This window comes from Paenibacillus sp. NPDC101420 (assembly GCF_050277435.1).
In the GTDB taxonomy this organism is placed as follows: Bacteria; Bacillota; Bacilli; order Paenibacillales; family Paenibacillaceae; genus Paenibacillus_AQ.
In genome coordinates this window covers 1,545,451-1,568,175 of sequence record NZ_JBNNSE010000001.1, presented here as the reverse complement: position 1 = coordinate 1,568,175, position 22,725 = coordinate 1,545,451, and the positions used below count along the sequence as shown (strand labels likewise).

Here is a 22,725-nt window from a genome sequence, read left to right as displayed (position 1 = left end):
GGTAACGTAAACGAGCCAAATGTATGCGAAAAACCGAATACAATGTGCCTACGGTAAAGTAAGCGAGCCAGCGCCGTTATCCGCCCCAAATCACCCGGGAATGGGCTTGTTTTAGGGAATAAGTGAAATATGGTCCGTCTCTCGGAACCTCACTACGAAGGTGTATATGGATACGATTATGGAATTACGGATGTACTCAGCTTGTAACTCTACTCTACCTCCAAGGAAGCCGTCAGGCGTTTTTCTTGCGTAAATGCAAAAATCGATCATAATCATCAAGCATAACGCAATCCGCTTAAAGACTTTTGCCAACACTTTTGATGAACGAATGATTCTATGGTCTGAAGCTGCATAATTCTGATGAAGTTTATGTTCTCCAAATATGTGAAGGGTAGTTGCTGTTTTTTGACTCCTGATTAAAGACTTAAAAGTGTATCTATAGTAAACTGAATGTAAAGTGCCCACGGTATAATGGGTATAATTTGTTGAAAAGCTCTTCGGATGAAGAGTTTTTTCCATTTTACAGAAAAGAATGTGATATGTTATGCAGCTTCGGGCTAGTCTTCAGAAGAAAAGATTGCTGGAGAAATATCTTTCTGGGGAGGGGATGGATTATCGGCAAATTATAGCTTTATTTATTCCAATTCTGATTGACCAGGCCTTCATTATTGGACTTAATCTGGTAAATACCGCAATGATCAGCTCGTCCGGGATGGCGGCGGTCAGTGCAGTGAATATGGTGGATTCGCTGAATATTTTTCTGATCAATGTGTTCGTGGCGGTTGCAACCGGGGGGACAGTGGTAGTCGCGCAGTATAAAGGGAGCGGAAACGACCGGATGGTGTCCCAGGCTACGGCGGCTTCGGTCGCTTCGGTGTCGCTGATCGCTTTGGGAATCGGTCTGCTGCTGATGGGCTTACATACTCCTATATTGAACCTTTTGTTCGGAACCGCCTCACCCGAAGTGCTGGACAATGCCCGCATCTACCTGATCGGCAGCAGCATCTCATATCTGGGCATCGCGGTGGTTCAGGCGGTATGCGGAGCTCTGCGAGGAGTGGGCAAGACACGGGCTTCTTTGATGCTGTCGCTCATCATGAACCTGCTGTATGTTATCCTGAACGTGGTCTTCATTAACCTGTTGCACATGGGTGTGCTGGGGATGACGCTAGCGATTAATATCGCGCGGTATGCTGGTATGGTTTGTGCCCTGGTGTATCTGTTCAAGGTGGATACGGCCCTGCGGGTGCGTTTTCGTGACCTATTCCGAATCCCTCTGACCATGCTGCGGAGAATCATGTTCATCGGCGTGCCGTTCGCGGCAGAGCAGATGTTCTTCAACGGGGGGAAACTGCTCACTCAGGTGTTTATTGTCAGCCTAGGCACTTATGCCATAGCGACCAATGCCATTGCCGGCTCGCTGGCTCTGGTGTTTCAAATTCCAGCCAGCGCGCTGTCGCTAACTATTGTAACGGTGGTCGGCCAATGTATCGGGCGGGGGAATGTCTCTGAAGCCAGAAAGTTCATCAAGTCCTTTCTCTGGATCGGGTCCGGCTCTTTGGCGTTGATCGCCTTGATTCTGATGCCGCTATTCCACCCGCTGGTATCGATTTTTTCCCCACCTTCCGAGATCATTGATGATCTGTTTGTGGTGCTGCTGGTGAATTCCATTGCCCAAGTTCCGCTGTGGGCCATCAGCTTTATTTTGCCGTCCGCACTGCGGGCAGCAGGAGATTCCCGCTTCACCTCAATTACCTCAATGCTGACGATGTGGCTGTTTCGGGTGATTTTTGGATACATCCTTGGGATCGTACTGGGCTACGGCGTCATGGGTGTCTGGCTGGCGATGAACTGCGAGTGGGCCGTTCGCGGGGGCATTTTTCTTTGGCGCTTCAGGGGCGAAAAGTGGTTTGCACACAAGCTGATTTAGAATTGTTGTTAAGGATACGTACTACGTACGCCAGCTGACGGAAACGTAGCTCTTTTATATTAACAACGTAAAAATACAGCACAGGGCAGCGATTCTCATATTTACTTGAGAATTGCTGCCCTCCGTTTTAGTTATCGACTGCTTGCTTTAGCTGATTATGTTTACAATTGGGTCAGTCGCGATTCTAGAAAATTCTCCGATTCCATTTATTCAGCTTGGCACTGCCTCCTCTGATTTCTGCGCTCGGAATTCCTTCCTTTTGAAACAAATTAAAAGACAAGTCAGTAACAACACACAGATTAACGTTGCTGTATGAGTAAAACTACTATTCCAAAACATAATCTGAACATTCATTAAGGAATGGACGCCAATCACGAAAAATAGATTCTTGGTTAAGACATAGAGTAATGAGAATATGACCCCTAGAATTACTAGTACGATAAAATCATAAACAAAATCCATTCCGGCTAATCCTGAATAGATCCGATTTGGGATATGTATAGCGGCAAAGATCGATTGTGAGATAAGCATTGCATAACCAATGCGTGAAGTATTGTTATTGACTTTTTTTAATAAGAGATAGATTTGAACTAGCAGAAAGCCCCGAAACAAGACTTCTTCCAGTAAAGCATTTCCGAAAATCTGACCCAGGAATGCACCAAAGACGACGTTCGAATTCGTAAATATATCATTATTGAATGTTAAACTTGAGTGAGTCAGTAATGTCATACCTAAATCAACAATGTTAATTGCGAGCCAAAATAGAAAAGTGCCGATAAGTCCTGCTAATAATGTATTCCTTTTTAACCCCAAATCCCTCAGCGATAATTTAGCTATTATACATAAGAAAATAACCACTTCTAACACAAGACCGAACAGATTTGCAGCTAACGTTTCGTTGATCCATCCGTTTGTGCTTTTGGCAATAACGCTTAAAGTTCCATTTGCAAAAAGTACAAGGTTAACCGTTAGAGTGAAGAGAATATGAATAAAAATGAGACTGACGATAAAGCGTATTGATGTAGGCTGAACTTTAACAATCGATAGCTCCTCAGTTACTTTATTGCGCAGCATGATTTGTAATCCTCCTTTGGTTTTACCCGAGCATTGCGTATTCTAGAGCACTATTTATAATACATAATTTTCCAAATGTTATCTGAGATTTACTATATTCTTTAAGTGCCCGAGTTCACCATTACAAAAATCATATATTCTCACGTTATTCTTAACTCCTACTCAGATTGACAGATGAAGGGGCACTGGCTATACTTGAAATGTTAAAATGTAAATCGGATAAAACGTTGATGAAAATGAAGTACGCCGGAGGATGGCTTGATCAGAGAACAGGTTCCTTTACGAAAACATTTCGTAATGGCTGGGAGAACCTTGAAGACAGGCCGGTGGAAAGCTAATTTCGGAGTGTGAGATCACAAACTCACCGGGGGCACCCGTTATCAGCCGCGACAAGGCGATCGCCCTTTAACTTTCCCGTAAATTGGGTCAAGGCGATAACCAGGGTGGTACCGCGATATTAATCGTCCCTGAATTATTCAGGGGCGTTTTTTTGTTTTTATTTTTTAGAAAATTTGTACAATCTGGCGCATGAGCCGAATTAAAAAGATGAGACGGGAGCTGTAAACAATGAAAGCAAGTGAAATTCGTTCCAAATGGCTTAAGTTTTTTGAAAGTAAAGGTCACAAGATTGAACCTAGTGCATCTCTCGTACCGCATAACGATCCTTCGCTGTTGTGGATCAACGCAGGTATGGCACCGCTGAAAGCATACTTCGATGGCCGTGAGATTCCTGAGAATCCGCGCCTGACGAACTCGCAGAAATGTATTCGTACCAATGATATCGAGAATGTAGGGAAGACACGCCGTCACCATACATTCTTCGAAATGTTAGGTAACTTCTCTATCGGCGATTATTTCAAAGAAGAAGCTATCACATGGGCTTGGGAATTCTTGACTGGCAAGGAGTGGATCGGCTTCGATCCAGAACGTATTTCCGTAACTGTGTATGCTGAGGATGAAGAGGCATTCAAGCTGTGGAATGAAAAAGTGGGCTTACCAGCAGAACGCATCATTAAGTTGGGAGATGAGAACTTCTGGGATATCGGCGAAGGCCCTTGTGGTCCTTGTTCGGAAATCTTTTATGACCGCGGCGAAGCTTATGGCAGCGACATGAGCGATCCAGAAATGTATCCAGGTGGAGAAAACGAACGTTGGCTCGAAGTATGGAACCTTGTGTTCTCACAATTCAACCATAACAAGGATGGCAGCTATACGCCGCTTCCGAACAAGAACATTGATACCGGTGCTGGACTGGAGCGTTTTGCATCCATTCTTCAAGATGTAGATTCCAACTTCGATACCGATTTGTTCCAACCGATTATTCAAAAAACAGCTGAGCTTGCTGGTGTAACATATAAAGATAATGTTGAGCAGGATATCGCGCTTAAAGTTATCGCTGACCATGTGCGTACCGTTACTTTTGCCGTAGGGGATGGAGTACTTCCTTCTAATGAAGGTCGTGGTTATATTATCCGCCGTTTGCTACGCCGTGCTGTTCGTTACGGAAAGACCCTGGGTCTGGATCGTCCGTTCCTGCATGAGTTGACGGAAACCGTTGGTGAGATTATGGGTGTATATTATCCATCTGTTGTCGAGAATCGGGAATATATCGCCAAGATTATCCGTACAGAAGAAGAACGTTTCCATGAGACATTGTCTGATGGATTGGCCATCTTGGGTGAGATCAGCGCTAAAGCAAAAGCAGATGGGCACAGCACGATTGCTGGCGCTGATGCATTTAAGCTATATGACACTTACGGATTCCCATTTGACCTGACTGAAGATTTCGCAGCAGAGCAAGGATTAACTGTAGACCGTGAAGGCTTCGATGCCGCCATGCAAGAACAGCGTGATCGTGCAAGAGCTGCACGTCATGACGGTGGCAGCATGAAGATCCAAGGTGGCGCATTAGCGGATCTGACGGTTAAAAGTGAATTTGTTGGATATAATGACTCGGTAACAGAGTCGAAAATTATGGCTATTGTTGTGGGTGATGAATTGGTCGATACCGCTGGCGAAGGCGTAGAGTGCCAAGTAATTCTTGAGGCAACACCGTTCTATGCTGAAAGTGGTGGACAAGTGAGTGACACAGGTCTGCTTACTGGCGGTTCAGTTACAGCTAAGGTAAAAGGATTGTTCAAGGCTCCACATGGTCAACATGTACATTTGGTAACTGTCGAAGCTGGAGAATTGAAAGTAGGCGAATCGGTTCGCGCTGAAGTGGATCGTGCACAGCGTGAAGATATCGTGAAGAACCATACAGCTACTCATCTACTGCATAAAGCGCTCAAAGAGGTTCTTGGTGGTCATGTCAACCAAGCAGGATCTCTAGTAGAAGGTGCTCGTTTACGGTTTGACTTCTCCCACTTCGGAGCGATTACACCGGAAGAACTAAGCGACATTGAGCATCGTGTGAATGCACAAATTTGGCGTGGCCTTGATGTAGTCATTGAGAACAAGCCAATTGACGAAGCTAAGGCTATGGGCGCCATGGCATTATTTGGTGAAAAATATGGCAATATTGTCCGTGTCGTTCAAGTCGGCGATTACAGCCTTGAGCTTTGTGGTGGATGCCATGTATCCAACACGTCTCAAATTGGAATTTTCAAGCTGCTTAGCGAAAGTGGTATTGGTTCCGGAGTGCGCCGTATCGAAGCAGTGACTGGACGTTACGCTTATCAGTTCACTGAGAGCCAACTGGATTTGCTCAAGCAATCTGCGGGTCTACTGAAGTCTTCTCTGAACGACGTTCCAAAACGGATTGAAGCATTGCATAACCAAGTGCGTGAGCTTTCGCGTGAGAATGAATCCTTGCAATCTAAGCTGAGCGCAACATTTGCCGCTGAACTAACAAGCAGTGTGAAGACGGTTGGTGCAGGTACACAGCTTCTTGCTGTTGCTGTTCAAGCAGGAAATATGGACGCACTGCGTTCTACTGCAGATGAATTGAAATCCAAGCTCCCGGATGCTGTACTTGTTCTGGGTGCTGCCATGGACGATAAGGTGAACTTTGTTGTGGCTGTACCACAGGATCTGGTGAAGAAGGGCTTCCACGCTGGTAAGATCGTTAAAGAAGTCGCAGCAGTATGCGGTGGCGGCGGTGGCGGACGTCCAGATATGGCACAAGCTGGTGGTAAAGATGCCTCCAAGCTTGGCGAGGCACTGGCTAAAGCAGAAGAATTAGTGGCTTCCCTAGCATAAATAAAAATTACGAAACTATTTCTTAATTTAAACGTATTACGAAAAAACATAGCGGTACTGAGAGTTTGACATCAGTACCGCTACTCTTTATTAACAGGTGGTTAGATTTTCATGAATAGTTGTGCTTGACAATAGCTTAAAAGCCAAAAATATCATTATTTTTGTAGAGGAAATGCCAAAAAAAGCGTTATTCCACGCGCAGGATTTCCTCGTTGGGCTATGAATATGTTATGATAAAGGAAGCAAGTGAGCTGCACAGTAGCAACTTTGCGAAGCCGCCCTTTTAGGGTGATTTTGCAGAAGGAAGGTGTCACAAATGGACTCCATGGACAAAACGGTCAAATTCAATGTGAAGGGCGACGAAAAGGAAGCTTCTCCCCAGGAAATATTGCTCGCTGTATACGATGCACTGGTGGAGAAAGAGTATCATCCGATCAATCAGATCGTAGGGTATCTACTTTCCGGAGACCCAGCTTACATTCCGCGTCATAACAATGCGAGAAGTTTGGTCCGGAGAAAAGAACGTGATGAGCTGATTGAAGAGCTGGTTAGATTCTACCTCGTCAATCACAAGGTGGATAATCCCAGATGATGAAGAAGTTAGGATTGGATTACGGCGACCGTAGAATCGGTGTAGCCACAAGCGATGTTTTTGGATGGACGGCACAAGCTCTTGAAACGATTGAGCGCCGCGGTACTGGTAATGAGTTCGAACGTATTCGTGAACTTGTTACGGAGCACGAAATTGGAGAGATTGTAGTTGGTCTACCGAAGAATATGAACGGCTCAGTAGGACCCCGGGGCGAAATCTGCATAGAGTTCGCTGACAAGCTACGGGAGCAATTTGCAATGCCCGTACACCTTTGGGATGAGCGTCTGACGACGGTATCCGCAGAGCGGGTGCTGATTGAAGGGGACGTCAGCCGGAAGAAACGCAAAGGGATTGTGGACAAAATGGCTGCAGCCCTGATTTTGCAAAATTTTTTGGATGCTAACAGTAAAAGGTGAGGGGTGCGAGGATATGACAAACGAACAGATTGGCCAAGAGGAAGAACCGGAAATTATCTATATTCCTGATGAGGAAGGTAATGAAGAGGAATTCGAGGTCATTATGAAGTTTGAGGTTGATGGCTCGGACGCTAAGTACATGATGGTGGTTCCGCTTGATTCCGAGGACGAGGAAACCGATGAGGTTTATGCGTTCCGTTATGTGGAAGAAGGCGACGATCTTCAATTGTTCATGATCGATAATGACGAGGAGTGGGCGATTGTCGAAGAGACTTTCAACACACTGGTTGACGAGTTGGACGGAGGATCTGAGAATGACTGATGTATCCGCTGATCAAGCGGTATGGACTTCGCGGCTTAAGGAAGCCTATGGAGAAACAGTAGAACTGGAAGATGAGCAGGGCAAGTCTTCCATTTACGATATTATCGCCGAATTTGAAGTCGGTGGTATTGGCTATGCGGTGCTGAAAGGCACCGGTAAAGACGTGGAATATGAAATTCTGCGTATCGTTGTCTCTCCTAACGGACTTCCGGAACTAGAGAACATCGTGGACGATGAAGAGTGGGAAGACATCTCTGAGCTATATGATGAGATGACTTTTCCAGTGGACGATGCAGAATAAACTTTAAACATGTACGTTACATTTATGATGAGTACGGAAGAGGGCGGAGAATTCCGCGCTCTTTTTGCTTGGAATACGATCAATATAATTAAAACAACAATCATGATCATGAAATATATGTATTGAATTTTTAGTAGTACACTTTTATACTTTATAGTCGGAAAGTGAGGAACCTGACTTGAAATCCGCAATCCGTACTGTGCTTATTGTTATTCTTTTGCTGGTAGCAGCAGGAGGCGGAGGCGCTTGGTACATTTGGAACGGGATGCAGCCGGTAGAACCTGCAGGACCCGCCGTAACATTTACGATAGAGAAGGGCATGGGCAGCGCTGAAATTGCTGATCTGCTCGAACAAAATGGCATTATTCGGAACAGTCTGTTTTTTAAGGGATATTTGAAATGGACCAAAGAAGGTTCCAGCTTCAAAGCTGGTACTTATGTTGCAAGTCCAGGAGACACCTATGACGAGCTCATCGAGAGGTTAAATGCGGGTGATGTTGTAAAGGAAGAGACCGTAACTTTTACGATTCCGGAAGGATATACTGCTGAGCAGATTGCCAAGAAGCTTGCTGAGGCTTGGAATCAGGATGCTGCTATTTTTCTCGAAATAATGGATACCGGTGCGGGCTTGAAGGGAATTGATGTTCTAGGTATCCCGCAGAATAAGAACCTTCGTCATCGGCTTGAAGGGTATTTGTTTCCTGAAACGTATGAACTAGCCAAGGATAGTACGCCGCAGGAAGTTGTAGAGGCATTATTGGATCAGTTCCAGAAGAAACTGGACACGATTCCGAATTGGAAGCAAAAGCTAGAAGCACGTGGAATGACACTTCATGAGCTGTTGACAGTGGCCTCGTTAGTCGAGCGTGAGGTTGTGGTAGATAGTGAACGACCACTAGTTGCTGGCGTGATTTATAACCGCTTAAAGAAAGAGCAGAAGCTGGAGATTGATGCTACGGTTCAATATTTGCTCGACAAACAGAAGGAAAGACTGTTATATAAAGATTTGGAAGTTGACAGTCCTTATAATACGTATAGAAATATTGGGCTTCCTCCGGGACCTATTAGTAATCCAGGGCTGGCCTCCATTCAGGCGGCACTTGAACCTGAGGCATCTGAATACTACTTCTATGTGACTAAGAAAGATGGTACACAGGGCCATTTGTTTGCTAAGACCTACAAGGAACATTTAGCCAATATCGAAAAAAGTAAGCAAGAATCGAAATAAAATATTAAAATGAAGAGTGGTGCGGTTGAAATAACTGTACAAGTAGGAGGTACAACATGATTAACAAACCGGAATTGCTGGCGACAGCAGCATCCTTAGAGGAAGCTGCTGCTTTGCTGGATGCCGGAGCAGATGCATTGCTCATCGGGGATGACCGTTTTGGCATGCGTCTTGCCGGACATTTTTCTCTGGAGGATACAGCTGCTGTTGTAGAAATGGCACATGCGCGTGGCTGCAAAGTATATGCTGGACTAGGTGGACTTATGTCCAACCTTCTTCTCGAAGAGCTCCCTGCCTATGTGAAGGCTATAGGTGAACTTGGTGTTGACGGTGTTGAGTTCGGTGATCCTGCTGTGTTAACCACAGTGAAGAAGGAAGCACCGGGCATGAATCTGCATTGGAATGCGGAAATGACCTCTACCAATTACGCAACCGCGAATTATTGGGGGCGTAAAGGTGCTACTCGCGTCGTTCTTGCCCGTGAGCTGAATATGGATGAAATGACGGAAATGGTTCCGCTTTTAGAGGTAGAGGCACAGGTTCAGGTTCACGGCATGACCAATATATACCATTCCAAGCGTAAGCTTGTAGAAAGCTATATGTCACATCAAGGACGTCCAAGCGAGGGCGGCAGTCTTGGTAAGGAACGTGGTCTATTTTTAATCGAGGCAGAACGAGATGACCAAAAGTTCCCAATCTATGAAGACGAGAACGGTACACATATTATGAGTTCGGAAGATATTTGTATTTTGGAGGATCTTCATATCCTTATGGCTGCAGGCGTACAGAGTTTTAAGATTGAAGGATTGTTGAAATCAACAGTGTATAATGTGGCGGTTGTTAAGACTTATCGCAGAGCTATTGATCTCTACGTAGCTGATCCAGAAGCATATTCTTTCCAAGAGGATTGGATGGAAGCTATCAGAACGTTGCAGGATCCAGAACGGGAGCTAAGCTTCGGATTTTTCTATAAAGAGCAAGTATATTAAGTTTAATTTAATGAGAGTTTTTTAGTTCCCCGCAAAGACTAGGTGCAGTAAGCATGCATAGACATCACTTTGTGGGGCGATGGAGGGGAGAACAGGAATGGGAACCATGACAAAGCCGCAATACAAGGGCAAACGTTACCGTCTGGACAAACCGGAGCTCCTAGCTCCGGCCGGTAATTTGGAAAAATTAAAATTCGCAGTACACTATGGTGCGGATGCTGTTTATATCGGAGGGCAGAAATACGGTTTGCGTTCAGGAGCAGACAATTTCAGCTTTGAGGAAATGCGTGAAGGTGTTGAATTCGCCAAGAAATACGGCGCTAAGGTATTTGTTGCAACGAACATTTATGCTCACAATGAAGATGTCGCAGGGATTGAAGAATATCTGCGTAACTTATATGAAGTTGGCATTGCGGCTATTATAGTTGCTGATCCGGTCATTGTAGATACAGCACGCCGTTTAGTTCCTGGATTAGAGGTACATTTGAGTACTCAGCAGTCTACACTGAACTGGCAAGCGGTATCCTTCTGGAAAGAAGAGGGTCTGCCACGTGTAGTACTCGGACGTGAGACAAGCCTGGAAGAGATCGCTGAGATTAAGAAGCATGTTGACATTGAAATCGAGAGCTTTATCCATGGTGCGATGTGCTCTTCGTACTCCGGTCGATGCGTATTATCCAATCACTTTACAGACCGTGACTCCAATCGTGGAGGCTGCTGTCAGTCTTGCCGCTGGAAATATGATTTGTTCGAGGATGCGCGTCCTGAAGGCACTTGGGTATCTGAAGAAGATCAAGCTGAAGCACAATCTCCGGCCCCTTTGCTTCCGGGTGTAACTCAGATTCCACAGCATCAGCAAGGAGATAATCCTTTCTCCATGGGATCTAAGGATTTGTGCATGCTGGAAAGTATCCCTGAACTCATTGAAGTAGGCATTGACAGCTTCAAGATCGAGGGACGAATGAAGTCGATTCACTATGTAGCTACTGTAGTTAACGCTTATCGTAAAGCTATTGATGCTTACATGGTTGATCCGGAAGGATACGAGTTGAAGCAAGAGTGGCTGGATGAGCTGAATAAAGCGGCGAATCGTCCGCTTAACACAGGGTTCTTCTATGATACTCCGGATCATGAAGATCATATCTATGAGCCTGAAGAAAAAGCCGCTCCTTATGATTTTGCCGGACTTGTACTAGAATACGACGCTGAGAGTGGAATGGCGCTCATTCAGCAACGCAATCACTTCAAGCCAGGGCAGGAAGTTGAATTCTTCGGACCCAATGATACATTCTTTAAGCAGACTGTAGCGGAATTGTGGGATGAAGCAGGTAACCCGCTTGACGCAGCCCGTCATCCTCTGCAACGTGTCCGCATGAAGGTAGATCAGCCGGTAGCATACTTTGATATGATGCGTAAGAGAAAATCTTAAATAAGATACAGGGATGTTCTTTGCTATAAGAGCATCCCTGTTTTTCTTTTGACAAAGCTAACAATAAGTTATATATATTAGTAACTAACAAATAAATCCAAGAAGGAGGGTAGAACGAAGGGCGTTTTTTTGTCTAAAATACATAGGTTAAAAGTTATAAAAAAAGTATAGTAAAGCTAAGAAAAAAGGCCTAATAAACCGATATATAATATAGTTAGCGCTTTCATATGTCCTCTAATATTAGCGGAGATGATCATGATGGGGATCCTGATCAAGATAGTATTAGTGAAAAGCATAAAGAGAGAAGGTTAGAGAGATGAAGAAGAACAATAAAAAATCCGTAAATGTACAGAGCAATGAAGTAGGTACAGGAAAGACATCAAAGTTAGATGCTAAGAAAATGATGTTGGGTTGGGGAAGCCAAATCAAGAGAGTTAATCCTATCCAATCCGTCGGAGTGAAGTTATTTCTAATATTCCTATGTTCCACTGTAATTGTAGTAATGTCACTTGGACTTATATCTTATTCGAAGGCGAAAACAACGATAAAGAATAATGTATCCGAAGCCTATCGTCAGACTATTATTCAGACTGCTGAGAAGCTGGATATTACCTTGAAACAGTACGAGAACTTGGCATTACAGCTTTATTTTGATGCGCAGATGCAAACGGATCTGAAGGCTTTGTCTACTGCACAAACAGCTTACGAGAAATTTGAAGCAACAAGTGCAATAAGTAAGAAATTGTCCAGTCAGACAACAACGGATTCTAATATTATCAGTGTCTCTTTGATTCCAGAGACACCTGAGCAGGATATCGTTACAAGTGGTAGTGCTGGTATTAGTCTTGACGGATTACGTGAACAAGAATGGTACAAGAAGTTAGTAGCCGACACCAAAGAATATAATTCATATTATTCGGACGGTGACAAAGGCGGCGCCAAGAATATTTGGTTCTCCACTTCTATTCAAGGAAATGGAGATAAGGAGATTGCTATGGTAAGATCCCTTAAAAATCTGGGATCAGAAAAAGGATACATAATCATGCTTGTGTTGAAAAACACACTGCTGGAGGAATCTTTTGCAAGTGTGAAGCTGGGAGATGGCTCCCGTATTCAACTAGTATCTCCTGAAGGTACAGTTGTAGCTTCTTCTAATTCGATAGACGATGGAAAGCCATCCGAGTTTTCTTTTATCAAAGAGAGTAAGAAAAATAATAATAGCCTAGAAGCTAAAGATCCAAACGGAAAAGAAATTCTGGCGGTATTTAATCCGATGATACGGGCGGATTGGAAGCTATCAGGCGTAGTACCTACAGACGAGCTAGTGAAGGAAGCCCGTCCGATTCTGTTGACGACGTTTATTACAGCTGCTGGCGCAGCACTGCTTGCAATATTGATCGGGATTTGGATGGTTCGTATGATTGCTCGCCCTCTGGCACGATTGAAGGATCTTATGGTTCAAGGTGCAAGCGGAGATTTAAGTGTACGTACAGAATATGTGTCTAAGGATGAGATTGGACAACTATCAGCCTCCTTTAACTTGATGATGGAGCGTATTACTGAGCTTGTATCGCAAACTAGAGAAACTGCTCGAGATGTGCTAGAGACCGCTGGCGAGCTTGGAGAAGCTTCGCGTAAGACTGCTATTTCCGCGAAGGAAATCGCAGCCGCTACGGAAGAAATTGCTGGAGGAGCAGGCAGTCTGGCACTTGAAGCTGAACGTGGTAATGAGCTTACAGATGTGATAGCTACGCAAATGCAGACCGTGATTAGTGCCAACAGTGAGATGGATGAGGCAGCACGCGGGGTTGGAGAAGCTAGTGCTCAAGGTGCCAAGCAATTAACGGATTTACTGGATCAGACTAGCCGTACTGGGGAAAAGACAGGTGCGCTTGTAGAACGTGTTAACAATTTGAAAGAAACAGTATTCTCAGTGATTAAGGTGCTGGATGTGATGAAGAGTATCACACAACAGACGAATATTTTATCATTGAATGCGACGATAGAAGCCGCACGTGCAGGCGAAGCTGGCAAGGGCTTTATGGTGGTAGCAGGTGAGGTAAGACAGCTTGCCGACCAATCGAAGCAGTCTATTGCTCTTGTTGCTGGGATCACCGACAAGATCATAACGGAAATGAACGAAACGGAAGCTGTATTATCTGAAGTGGCACCTCTCTTTAAAGAGCAAATAAGCGCAGTGAAGAGCACGAGCGATATCTTTGTATCCGTAAAAGGACAGATGGATGAGTTCATTACTAGTCTGGAATCGGTGACAACAGCGATCAGTAGCTTGAATCATTCACAGGTTGTGTTGTCGGAAGCAATGGGTAACGTAAGTGCTGTAGCTGAGCAATCATCAGCGACTTCCGAAGAAGTGGCTTCACTCAGTAATGAACAGCAAAGTGTAAGTGATCAACTCGTTTCATTGTCAGGTAAGCTGGAAAGTGCTTCAGGACAGTTAAAGGACAAACTGTCATTATTCACGATAAAATAAGTGGGTCCCTAACTAATTTTTTATGATTTACATAACAAAACCGCTTCTTCGTTATGAGGAAGCGGTTTTGTTATTGTGTAAAGAAGGACTTCCCCGTATAATAATTTTGTTAGGTAAATAATAATAACAAGTTAGGTAAAAAAGGGTTAAGGAGAAGGACCGTATGAAAGGTAAACGCATCTTTGGCTGGTGGTCCGTTATCGGGGACATGAGTATGGAACGCAAGCTGCTCCTCGTCTTTTTAATAATTATTACCCTTCCGCTTACCTTTATTAGTGTGTTTACTTATAAGAGTTATTCAGAATCTATTCAGGGCAACACCATTGCTTATTCTGAGAAGCTAATCGATCAAATGATGGATGGAGTAGATGATTATATCGAAGATATGAAGCGTATTTCATCTATGCCAGCCTATGTGAACGATATTAAACAAAATTTAATTCGTTCGAACCACTATCATGAGCAGAAAGAGATCATGGGTGGCGAATCAGGCAGTGCTACATTGTTACCCGGAGATTTTGATTTACTGTTGTCCATTCAGCGGGGCATAGAAGGCAACATTTCATTTATTAACAATATTAAGCGAGGCGCGAACACGGTTTATATTTTTGACGCGCATGGGAATGGTTATTATTCTGCCAAGGATGGTGGAGTACGGCTCGACCTCGATCAAAGCTATAAGTACTGGAGTCAGCAGACGAAGGATTCCAGCGGAGAGGCCCTTTTGTTTGGTACCCAATCATTTACGAGTAATTTGCAGAGCACTCGATATGCTTTTACCGTTGTTCGCAAAATCGTGGATGGTTTGTTAAATCCGATTGGGCTGATCGCGGTTGAAGCAAATATTAGCAATTTGGAGAATCGGGTTACGGAGCTGGATAAAGTAACACATGGCAAATCTTTGATCGTTGATGAGATGGGGATGGTCGTGTACGACAGTGATAAAAAACTTCTTGCCACGGATGTATCTGATTCAGAGCTATTCAAAAGGGTCGATGGGAAATCCGGGAGTTTCTATGATACAGTCAACGGAAAAGATTTTCTAAATATTTACTCAAGCTCTAGCAAGACCAATTGGAAGGCCATTATTTCGATTCCTGTAGATGTGCTAATGCGGGATGTGAAGGTAACCCGTAATACAACGCTCGCTGCTACATTAAGTATCATTGTACTTGCGTTAATTATCTCCATTATCCTTTCCTTTGCACTCACTAAATCACTATCGCAGATGATTCAACTGATGAAAAAGGTTCAGGGCGGCGATCTAGATGTGATGTTTAGGGTTAGACGGCGTGACGAGATTGGTCTGCTCGGGCATCAGTTTAATCGAATGTTGGCTCGGATCAGGCAGTTAATTCAGGATATCTACCGAATTGAAGAACAGAAGAAGGAAGCGGAGCTTCACGCACTGCAGAGTCAGATTAATCCTCATTTTATCTATAATACGCTGGAGTCGATCCGAATGACCGCTGAGCTCAATGATGATATTGAAGCTGCGGACATGATCTCAATTTTAGGTAAACTGCTACGATATAGTACAAGTGATTTGAGCGGCAAAACGACAATGAAGCAAGAGCTTGGATATGTACGCAATTATGTTGAGCTGCTGAACTGTCGCTACCCTAATCGTTTTGTACTCGAGATCGACGTACCGAAGGAGTTAGATAATTACTCTATTATCAAGCTGGTCTTCCAGCCGATCATAGAGAATGCTGCTTATCATGGCTTGGATGATAATAAACCACAAATGCATTTAAGTATCCGTTGTGAGATGACTGAGCAAATGCTGTTCTTTCATATTAAGGACGATGGCTGTGGAATGGATAAGATCACTTTGGAGAGATTGAACGATGGGCTGCAGAAAGAAAGTCCTCCTAAGAAAAGTATCAATGGGGGCATTGGTATGAAAAATATACAGCAGCGAGTGCGCCTTCATTATGGAGCGGCTTTTGGAATTGAGGTATATAGTGAGCTTGGACAAGGGACGGATGTTATTTTGTCACTGCCGTTGCTGGAACCGGAAATGATTAGATTATCTGACTGAAATAAGAGGAGGCTGTCCGTTGATGGGGATGAGATTACACTGGACTACGCGTACCATACTGCTGCTTCTCATTTTGTTATCGATTAGTGGCTGTGAGAACAACACCAAGCAGACGGAATCTACAGTGCCTCTAGTTGGAAACGAGGTGAAGTCTGACTTATCCGGCACCATAGTCATGATGACCAATCGAATAGATCTGATTGAGAACGGAACCTTTCAAGGGTACGCAGACCAATTTAAGCAAAAGTACCCCGAAGCGAATGTTGAATTTGAAGGTTTATCCAATTACGCAACGGACATTCTGGTAAGACTGTCCACCAAGGACGCCGGAGATGTACTTTTGCTTCCTGTGAATCTACCATCAAAGGAACTGGATTATTTTTTCGAACCGTTGGATGAAGAAACTTCGGCTAGTGAGCGCTTCACTTCTTTTGCTACTTATGATGGTAAGCGATATGGGCTATCTACGGGAACTACCACGGTAGGGATTGTCTATAATAAAAGGTCCTTCGAAAAAGCAGGAATTACCGCAGTTCCACAGACACTGGATCAATTCTACGAAGCTTGCGCTAAATTAAAAGAGGCTGGAATTATCCCGCTGTATATGAATTATGGAGCCGTCTGGCCACTGCGTGAATGGGGAAATAGTCTGGTCAATTATATGACAGGCAACCCTGAGTATCTAAATAATATGGTAAATGAGGATAGTCCATGGCAGCTTGATAATGAGTGGGGGAAATCCATTTCCATTGCTCGAACCTTAATTGCTAAAGGTTATGTAGAGAATGAACTCTTCTCGAACAATTGGGAGATCTCTAAGACTAGACTCGCTAAAGGTCAAGCTGGCATGTATTTACTTGGAAATTGGGCGGTTGGTCAAGTGCTTGATGTGGGGGCTTCACCAGATGATATCGGATTCTTCCCATTTCCTTATGATAATAGCAGTACTCACTATGCACCGATCAATCCGGACTGGTTCGTGGGTGTTAGCAAATACAGTAAGAATAAAGAGCTTGCTATGGCTTGGTTGAATTTTTTTGTAAAAGAGACTTCGTATTCAGATGATTGGGGATTCCTTCCTGCTGATGGTAGTCTGAACCCTTTTTTGCCGCAGTACCGTGAATTTTTATCTTATGAACCTAAGCTGGTTTATGGCACGGTACAAAGTGATGCGTTCATCGATCTGGCAAATGGAGCTAAGCTGTCCTTTTGGTCCGGAGATTATATTCAAGAGTTACTTGCTGCGCCTGATTTACAAAAGTCTTTTGACGAATTAAATGCAAAATGGACGGAAGCGCGGGTAGCTACACAGGTAACTTCTCAGCCTTAACTTTAGTTTAATATTAATTTTATTACAATCTCTGGAGGTTTTAATATGGCTAAAAAGGTCACCATGCAGAAAATAGCTGATCATCTCGGTGTATCCAAATTTGTTGTCTCCAAGTCACTATCTGGTAAAGCTGGCGTTAATGAGACGACCAGAGAACGAGTGATTCAAGCGGCATCGCAGTTAGGCTATTTTACGCAAAAAAATGCTTTTGTCCAAGGTGTCAAACGGACTCCTCCGGTAGGGGGGAGTGATCGGAATAAGCAATCTGTGCTTGTATTAATGCCGAATATCCGCTCGCAAACTCAGGATTCCTTGTATTGGGGGAAAATTGTGGACGGTATTGCCCTTGCGCTGGATCAAGAAGGACTTGGAATGGTGATCATCTCTGAGAATCGTGCGGATAATTTCGTGAATATCTTGAACCCAAGCGGGATTCTTGGTTTGGTAGGTGTGGGCGAAATCTCCACTTCTTTACTACTTGAGGTACATCGCATCGGTCTGCCGATGGTGTTGATTGACCATGAAGATCCATTAATTCCAAGTGATACTGTATTCGCGAACAATGTGGATTCCATGGCTCGACTTACTAATCATTTGATGGGGACAGGCCATACACAAATGCATTTTATCGGGAATATTGGATTTTCACGCAGTTTTCGGGATCGGTGGATTGGCTTCCGGAGTGCGCTGGAGGAGAGTGGGATAAGACTGCCTTTGGAAGATGATGCGAATCTCTTTTTAGAAGGGGTGGAGGAAGATGTATTCCAAGAGGATTTTAAAAATTGGGTGATGAAGCGGAAAAAAGCTAAGACACTCCCAACCGCCTTGGTCTGCGCCAATGACAAAACAGCACTTACGGTCAGTGATATCCTGAAGGCAGAAGGTCTTAATATTCCAGGGGATATCTCGGTCACGGGCTTTGATAATATTGAGGATGCCTCAAGAGGCGTTCCGCCGCTTACTACTGTACATGTCCCTAAAGAAGCGATGGGCCGGGCGGCAGTGGAGAAACTGCTAAGTCGGATTGGGCATCCCTCTGCACCACTGGAGAAGATCCTGATTGCAGCAGACATAGTGCATCGTGATTCTGTGGATATACCGAGAGACTAGAAATCAGCCGATTAAAAATAATTGAAAGTCATGGAATTTTGGTTAGGGGGAATTCAGTTATGTCAGAAGCAGTTGCAATACCTAAGATCGAAGGCGAAAATATTCATCTGCGTGGTGTAGGAGAGTCCGATCTGGAGGCCTATTACGAATTTTTACTTGATGATGAGATGGGTCGTCTAACAGGGTCGCAAGGGGAAATCTCTCGCGAGCAAACTTCGGCATGGATTCGAAAGATTAGTGTTCCAGCTGAGGATCGTGTGGATCTTATGATTATCGTCAAGGAAACGGATGAGCTTATTGGAGAAGTGGTTCTGAACGAAATAGATCCGGACAACCGTAGCGCAAATATTCGAATTGGGATTCGTAGTCATGAACATAGAGGGAAGGGTTACGGTACTGAGGCTATGACTCAAATGCTGCGATATGGCTTTGAAGCCTTGAAGCTGCATCGTATCCATCTGGGTGTATATCCTTTTAATCCAAGAGCCATTCATGTCTATGAGAAGCTTGGTTTCAAGCACGATGGTGTAGAGCGGGATGCTCTTTATGTAGACGGAGAATTTCATAACATGATTCTGATGTCTATGCTGGAGGATGAATATCGGGCTTTGTACAATTAAAAAAAAGTGAACCTATGGTGAGGAAGACGCTGCGTAAATTCCTCACCAGATTCATTTTAAATATTATTCGGTAATATTTCCAGCCATTTTGAGGCGTTTGGCAATTTCTTTAAAGTCTTCGGGGGAGATTCCTGGGGCGAACTCCTCTTCGACAGCAGGAGCTACGGGGATCGGGAAGCCTTTAGGTGCTCCCTTAATGACTTCAAGCGGGAGGTTATCCTCTGGGTGGGTTCCCTTCCAAATCTGATCGATGGCGCCGAAGTCACTGTCACTCCAGGTGTACAGCTTTGTATGCACACCCTTCTCCTCATATTTCTTCGCTTCACTAAACGATTTGTTATTTAACGAAGGAACCGGCACGAGTTTCGTTACATTAACACCTGTTGCGATTTCGATGGCTTTGGCATAAGCGACCACATGGACACCACCGCGCACTAAGAGAAATCCGACTACAGCGCGTGCAGCTGGATGGTCCGTCATTTCGTAAACTTTCATTTTATGTGTTCTGGCTCCACATTCGAGGAAGAAGTTATGTAGCAGATCTTCCACTAAGTTGCCGCTATTAAATACATTTGCTCCGGTCCATGGATTCCCCGTTGAATCAAAAGGCATAGCACCTTGAGCCCCCGCCAGAAAGTGATAGGATAAACGCGCATCTTTACGGACCCTAGAGGGGTGGAATCAGGCTCTTTATAACTTGTTGACCCTCGAAGGCATTTGTTGATGGCATGCGAAACTAGCTCCACATGGCCTAGCTCTTCCGCTGTTATACTCATCACCAAATCATAAAAGGGTTTCAGTTTGTCTTTTGAACGGAAATTAAAGGATTGATAGAGATAATTGTTAAGGGTCGACATTTCTCCGAACTTTCCGCCAAGCAGTTCTTGTACAGCGGCAGCAGCATTGGGATCTGGCTTCTCAACTTCAGGAATTTCGATCATGATCTCATCCATACGTTTGAACATTTATATCTCAGCCTCCTTGGAGTTAGGGGATTACTGAGCTATTTTGAGCTTAATCTATAGGAATTAATCATTAAACGGCTAAAAAGTATGGATATTTATCAACAATAAGGGAGTATCCATGAACAGATTTACAAGTCGAAAGAGCATTAGTAAACACTATCAAATACCCATAGTAACGTGCTAGGGGACACAGAATGATCAAAAACGCAGAGCAGCGACCCTCCATTAAGGAGAATCGCTGCTCTGTTGATTTTTAAGGACTCTGAACTCTTATTTACAGCGCTAAATTACGATCGATGAGGGCGATACGTTGCTCTACACAAGCATAAGAGCGGAGTGGATCTTCTGGTGTGTTCAGTACGTAATCTAACATTTGATCAACCGTAGTTGTTGCTACATGGATGCGGGTGTCGGAGGAAGCGTAGTAGATATAGATCTCACCGTTATCGCGTGCAATTACACCGTTACAGAATACAACGTTGGAGACATCACCGACACGTTCTTCACCGTCTGGTGCGATGAAATGACCGCCTGGTGAATGTGTGACTTTGTTTGGCTCCTCCAGATCAGATAAAAAGGCATAAAGGACGTATCTAAGCCCAGCGGCAGTGTTTCGCACACCGTGTGCGATATGCAACCAGCCTTTTGGTGTTTTGATTGGAGCTGGACCTTGGCCATTCTTAACTTCCTTGATGGTATGGTAGTGGCGCTCATCCATGATTGTCTCACTTGTAATCACGGCATCCTCAATCGTATCCGAGAGTCCCCAGCCAATACCGCCACCGGAGCCTGCATCAATAAAGCCATCCTGTGGGCGAGTGTAGAAGGCGTATTTTCCATCCACAAATTCAGGGTGGAGCACGACATTGCGCTGTTGAGCAGAACCTGTCTTAAGATCGGCCAGACGTTCCCAGGTCTTCAGATCCTTTGTGCGAACTATACCACATTGTGCTACTGCACTGGAAAGGTCACCGTGTGGGGCGTCTGAATCTTTGCGTTCTGTACAAAAGAGGCCATAGATCCAGCCATCTTCATGACTTACTAAGCGCATGTCGTAAACGTTGATATCCGGAGCTTCTGTCTCAGGCAACACGACTGGATGATCCCAGAAGCGGAAGCCGTCTACGCCATTGTCGCTTTCTGCTACAGCAAAAAAAGATTTGCGGTCATTGCCTTCAACACGGGCAACAAGATAGAATTTGCCGTTCAGTGCAATGGCACCCGGGTTGAAAACGCCGTTGACGCCGATTCTTTCAGCGAAGTAAGGATTAGTGTCAGGGTTGAAGTCGTAACGCCAGATTAGAGGAGCGTGCTCAGCGGTAAGCAGTGGATAAGCATAACGGTCATAAATACCGTTTCCACAAGGAAGCTTTTCATTTTTACGGGTGATCAGCGCTTCATAACGTTCTGTTAATAGTTGTTTGCGTTCATGAAATAACGATGACATTATACAGTCTCCTTTAGGGTTGAATTCAGTCGTGCGATCATTTCGAAGCAGGCTCTGCTGTTATGATAAGGGCATTTCCAGGCACTAACCTTGGTTGCGTGAGGGAGAGGCAGATGCTTCTCGTCCACGCCCCAGTACCATTCGCCTTGTTTGTGATCCACCATATATTTATCGATAAAAGTCCAGGAGGCTTGGGCAGCCTCGTTAAATTTGCTGTCACCGGTCAGCTGATAAGCATTATAGAATCCAACAACCGCCTCCGCTTGCGGCCACCAATCTTTATCTTTGCTTAGCAATCCGCTCGGATCAGCTTCATTCCATATCCCGCCATCGGTATCTATACCTTCTGCAAGAACAGCTTCTGCCATGGAGATAGCGACGGTTCGAACACGCTGTAGCAGCTTTTCTTCGCCAAGTATTTCTGCGGCTTCCACAAGCAGCCAGCTGCCTTCGATATCATGTCCATAGGAGATAATATCTGACTTTACATTCCATGCCTCATCTAAGAAAAGATGAAAATGCTTGCCTTCGTTATCAATGATATGGTCCAGCATCGTTTCGATTAGCTCAGCCAGCGTACTCGCCAACTCCTCTGACTTCCATACTCGATAGAGACCGGTATACGCTTCCAGAACATGCAGATGGGTATTCATAGATTTTTTTTCATTCAAGTCCTTGCTGCTAAGACTGAGGTTATCCGTGATTTGCCATTCCCGAGATAAAGCTTCAACATAACCTTTATAAGTTGAATCATAGCCATATTTCTCAACAAGCCGGAATATTTGAATGGCCTCATCTAACACCTCAGGCCGTCCAGTCACGTGGTAGAATTCAGCCAATGCGTAGATAGCAAAAGCTTGGCCGTAGATCTGTTTTTTCTCCTGAGAAGGTTTGCCTTCAGCATTCACCATCCAGTATAATCCGCCATACTCCTTATCGATGAAATGATCCATCAAATAGGCATAGGCACGCTCTGCCATGGCCAGATATTCTGTCTTGCCGTAGTTCCGGTAAGCGCTGGCAAAGGACCAAAGAATACGGGCATTAAGCACAAGGCTTTTCTCCGCGTCAGGTGCAATGTTCAGCTGATTGTCGATTTCACCAACAAAACCGCCATTGATTTCGTCCTTCGTCTGTTTCATCCAAAAACTAAGAATATTACCCTGTAGCTCATCCTCAAGCTGGGTCAACCATAATTCTGGTGAATTAATCATTGGTAAGTAGTCACTCCTC

At 44.4% G+C, this 22,725-nt stretch carries 17 protein-coding genes and 1 pseudogene; 14 read left to right on the top strand and 4 right to left on the bottom strand.

The window, feature by feature from the left end:
• The first annotated feature begins 544 nt into the window (after window positions 1–544).
• The gene (locus ACQKMP_RS06820; RefSeq protein ID WP_427469052.1) at window positions 545–1,930 is read left to right on the top strand and encodes an MATE family efflux transporter; all 1,386 of its coding nucleotides are present in this window, start codon (window positions 545–547) and stop codon (window positions 1,928–1,930) included.
• Between the two features lie 210 nt (window positions 1,931–2,140).
• Here ACQKMP_RS06820 and ACQKMP_RS06815 read toward each other — a convergent pair whose 3' ends face one another.
• On the bottom strand, window positions 2,141–3,004 hold the full coding sequence (locus ACQKMP_RS06815) for a CPBP family intramembrane glutamic endopeptidase (protein ID WP_427469051.1): 864 nt from the start codon (window positions 3,002–3,004) through the stop codon (window positions 2,141–2,143).
• 567 nt (window positions 3,005–3,571) lie between these two features.
• On the opposite strand from ACQKMP_RS06815, the gene alaS reads away from it, so the two are divergent.
• The 13 genes from alaS (at window position 3,572) to ACQKMP_RS06750 (ending at window position 19,080) form a co-directional block, all read left to right on the top strand.
• Window positions 3,572–6,205: an alanine--tRNA ligase gene (alaS, locus tag ACQKMP_RS06810; protein WP_427469050.1), complete on the top strand. Its 2,634-nt coding sequence runs from the start codon at window positions 3,572–3,574 to the stop codon at window positions 6,203–6,205.
• A 316-nt stretch (window positions 6,206–6,521) separates the two neighbouring features.
• Window positions 6,522–6,797 (top strand): IreB family regulatory phosphoprotein, encoded by a 276-nt coding sequence (locus ACQKMP_RS06805; RefSeq protein WP_042125473.1) that lies wholly within the window; start codon window positions 6,522–6,524, stop codon window positions 6,795–6,797.
• Entirely contained in the window at window positions 6,797–7,213 is a 417-nt protein-coding gene (gene ruvX, locus ACQKMP_RS06800) for a Holliday junction resolvase RuvX (protein ID WP_042193474.1), read from the top strand. The genes ACQKMP_RS06805 and ruvX overlap by 1 nt, the downstream gene beginning before the upstream one ends.
• A 13-nt stretch (window positions 7,214–7,226) precedes the next feature.
• Entirely contained in the window at window positions 7,227–7,535 is a 309-nt protein-coding gene (locus ACQKMP_RS06795) for a DUF1292 domain-containing protein (RefSeq protein ID WP_038569507.1), read from the top strand.
• The gene (locus ACQKMP_RS06790) at window positions 7,528–7,836 is read left to right on the top strand and encodes a DUF1292 domain-containing protein (RefSeq protein WP_076300046.1); all 309 of its coding nucleotides are present in this window, start codon (window positions 7,528–7,530) and stop codon (window positions 7,834–7,836) included. Before ACQKMP_RS06795 ends, ACQKMP_RS06790 begins: the two co-directional genes overlap by 8 nt.
• 178 nt (window positions 7,837–8,014) lie before the next feature.
• Window positions 8,015–9,064, top strand: a complete 1,050-nt coding sequence (mltG, locus tag ACQKMP_RS06785; protein ID WP_339316583.1) for an endolytic transglycosylase MltG — start codon at window positions 8,015–8,017, stop codon at window positions 9,062–9,064.
• A 56-nt stretch (window positions 9,065–9,120) separates the two neighbouring features.
• Entirely contained in the window at window positions 9,121–10,053 is a 933-nt protein-coding gene (locus tag ACQKMP_RS06780) for a peptidase U32 family protein (protein WP_427469049.1), read from the top strand.
• 97 nt (window positions 10,054–10,150) lie between these two features.
• On the top strand, window positions 10,151–11,482 hold the full coding sequence (locus ACQKMP_RS06775; protein WP_427469048.1) for a peptidase U32 family protein: 1,332 nt from the start codon (window positions 10,151–10,153) through the stop codon (window positions 11,480–11,482).
• A gap of 316 nt (window positions 11,483–11,798) precedes the next feature.
• Window positions 11,799–13,976, top strand: coding sequence for a methyl-accepting chemotaxis protein (locus ACQKMP_RS06770; RefSeq protein ID WP_427469047.1), 2,178 nt, complete (start codon window positions 11,799–11,801; stop codon window positions 13,974–13,976).
• A 163-nt stretch (window positions 13,977–14,139) separates the two neighbouring features.
• Window positions 14,140–16,020 (top strand): sensor histidine kinase, encoded by a 1,881-nt coding sequence (locus ACQKMP_RS06765; protein WP_340968204.1) that lies wholly within the window; start codon window positions 14,140–14,142, stop codon window positions 16,018–16,020.
• A 22-nt stretch (window positions 16,021–16,042) separates the two neighbouring features.
• Window positions 16,043–17,350, top strand: coding sequence for an ABC transporter substrate-binding protein (locus tag ACQKMP_RS06760; protein ID WP_427469046.1), 1,308 nt, complete (start codon window positions 16,043–16,045; stop codon window positions 17,348–17,350).
• Between the two features lie 45 nt (window positions 17,351–17,395).
• Window positions 17,396–18,460, top strand: a complete 1,065-nt coding sequence (locus tag ACQKMP_RS06755) for a LacI family DNA-binding transcriptional regulator (RefSeq protein ID WP_042186092.1) — start codon at window positions 17,396–17,398, stop codon at window positions 18,458–18,460.
• Between the two features lie 59 nt (window positions 18,461–18,519).
• Window positions 18,520–19,080 carry a GNAT family N-acetyltransferase gene (locus tag ACQKMP_RS06750; protein ID WP_042186094.1) on the top strand — a complete coding sequence of 187 codons (561 nt, stop codon included), beginning with the start codon at window positions 18,520–18,522 and terminating at the stop codon, window positions 19,078–19,080.
• Window positions 19,081–19,143: 63 nt separating this feature from the next.
• Here ACQKMP_RS06750 and ACQKMP_RS06745 read toward each other — a convergent pair.
• The 3 genes and pseudogenes from ACQKMP_RS06745 to ACQKMP_RS06735 all read right to left on the bottom strand — a co-directional run bounded on the left by ACQKMP_RS06745 (window position 19,144) and on the right by ACQKMP_RS06735 (window position 22,706).
• Window positions 19,144–20,045 (bottom strand): annotated as a pseudogene (locus ACQKMP_RS06745) (manganese catalase family protein).
• Window positions 20,046–20,319: 274 nt separating this feature from the next.
• Window positions 20,320–21,492: a glycoside hydrolase family 130 protein gene (locus ACQKMP_RS06740; RefSeq protein WP_427469045.1), complete on the bottom strand. Its 1,173-nt coding sequence runs from the start codon at window positions 21,490–21,492 to the stop codon at window positions 20,320–20,322.
• On the bottom strand, window positions 21,492–22,706 hold the full coding sequence (locus tag ACQKMP_RS06735) for an AGE family epimerase/isomerase (RefSeq protein WP_427469044.1): 1,215 nt from the start codon (window positions 22,704–22,706) through the stop codon (window positions 21,492–21,494). Before ACQKMP_RS06735 ends, ACQKMP_RS06740 begins: the two co-directional genes overlap by 1 nt.
• Window positions 22,707–22,725: the final 19 nt, after the last annotated feature.

Bases quoted from the DNA above. Each gene is read 5' to 3' on its own strand.
- ACQKMP_RS06760 (WP_427469046.1), top strand. From the start codon at position 16,043: ATGGGGATGAGATTACACTGGACTACGCGTACCATACTGCTGCTTCTC.
- ACQKMP_RS06735 (WP_427469044.1), bottom strand. From the start codon at position 22,706: ATGATTAATTCACCAGAATTATGGTTGACCCAGCTTGAGGATGAGCTA.
- ACQKMP_RS06775 (WP_427469048.1), top strand. From the start codon at position 10,151: ATGGGAACCATGACAAAGCCGCAATACAAGGGCAAACGTTACCGTCTG.
- ACQKMP_RS06780 (WP_427469049.1), top strand. From the start codon at position 9,121: ATGATTAACAAACCGGAATTGCTGGCGACAGCAGCATCCTTAGAGGAA.
- ACQKMP_RS06815 (WP_427469051.1), bottom strand. From the start codon at position 3,004: ATGCTGCGCAATAAAGTAACTGAGGAGCTATCGATTGTTAAAGTTCAG.
- ACQKMP_RS06740 (WP_427469045.1), bottom strand. From the start codon at position 21,492: ATGTCATCGTTATTTCATGAACGCAAACAACTATTAACAGAACGTTAT.
- ACQKMP_RS06765 (WP_340968204.1), top strand. From the start codon at position 14,140: ATGAAAGGTAAACGCATCTTTGGCTGGTGGTCCGTTATCGGGGACATG.
- ACQKMP_RS06820 (WP_427469052.1), top strand. From the start codon at position 545: ATGCAGCTTCGGGCTAGTCTTCAGAAGAAAAGATTGCTGGAGAAATAT.
- ACQKMP_RS06790 (WP_076300046.1), top strand. From the start codon at position 7,528: ATGACTGATGTATCCGCTGATCAAGCGGTATGGACTTCGCGGCTTAAG.
- ruvX (WP_042193474.1), top strand. From the start codon at position 6,797: ATGAAGAAGTTAGGATTGGATTACGGCGACCGTAGAATCGGTGTAGCC.
- ACQKMP_RS06770 (WP_427469047.1), top strand. From the start codon at position 11,799: ATGAAGAAGAACAATAAAAAATCCGTAAATGTACAGAGCAATGAAGTA.
- alaS (WP_427469050.1), top strand. From the start codon at position 3,572: ATGAAAGCAAGTGAAATTCGTTCCAAATGGCTTAAGTTTTTTGAAAGT.
- ACQKMP_RS06795 (WP_038569507.1), top strand. From the start codon at position 7,227: ATGACAAACGAACAGATTGGCCAAGAGGAAGAACCGGAAATTATCTAT.
- ACQKMP_RS06755 (WP_042186092.1), top strand. From the start codon at position 17,396: ATGGCTAAAAAGGTCACCATGCAGAAAATAGCTGATCATCTCGGTGTA.
- ACQKMP_RS06805 (WP_042125473.1), top strand. From the start codon at position 6,522: ATGGACTCCATGGACAAAACGGTCAAATTCAATGTGAAGGGCGACGAA.
- ACQKMP_RS06750 (WP_042186094.1), top strand. From the start codon at position 18,520: ATGTCAGAAGCAGTTGCAATACCTAAGATCGAAGGCGAAAATATTCAT.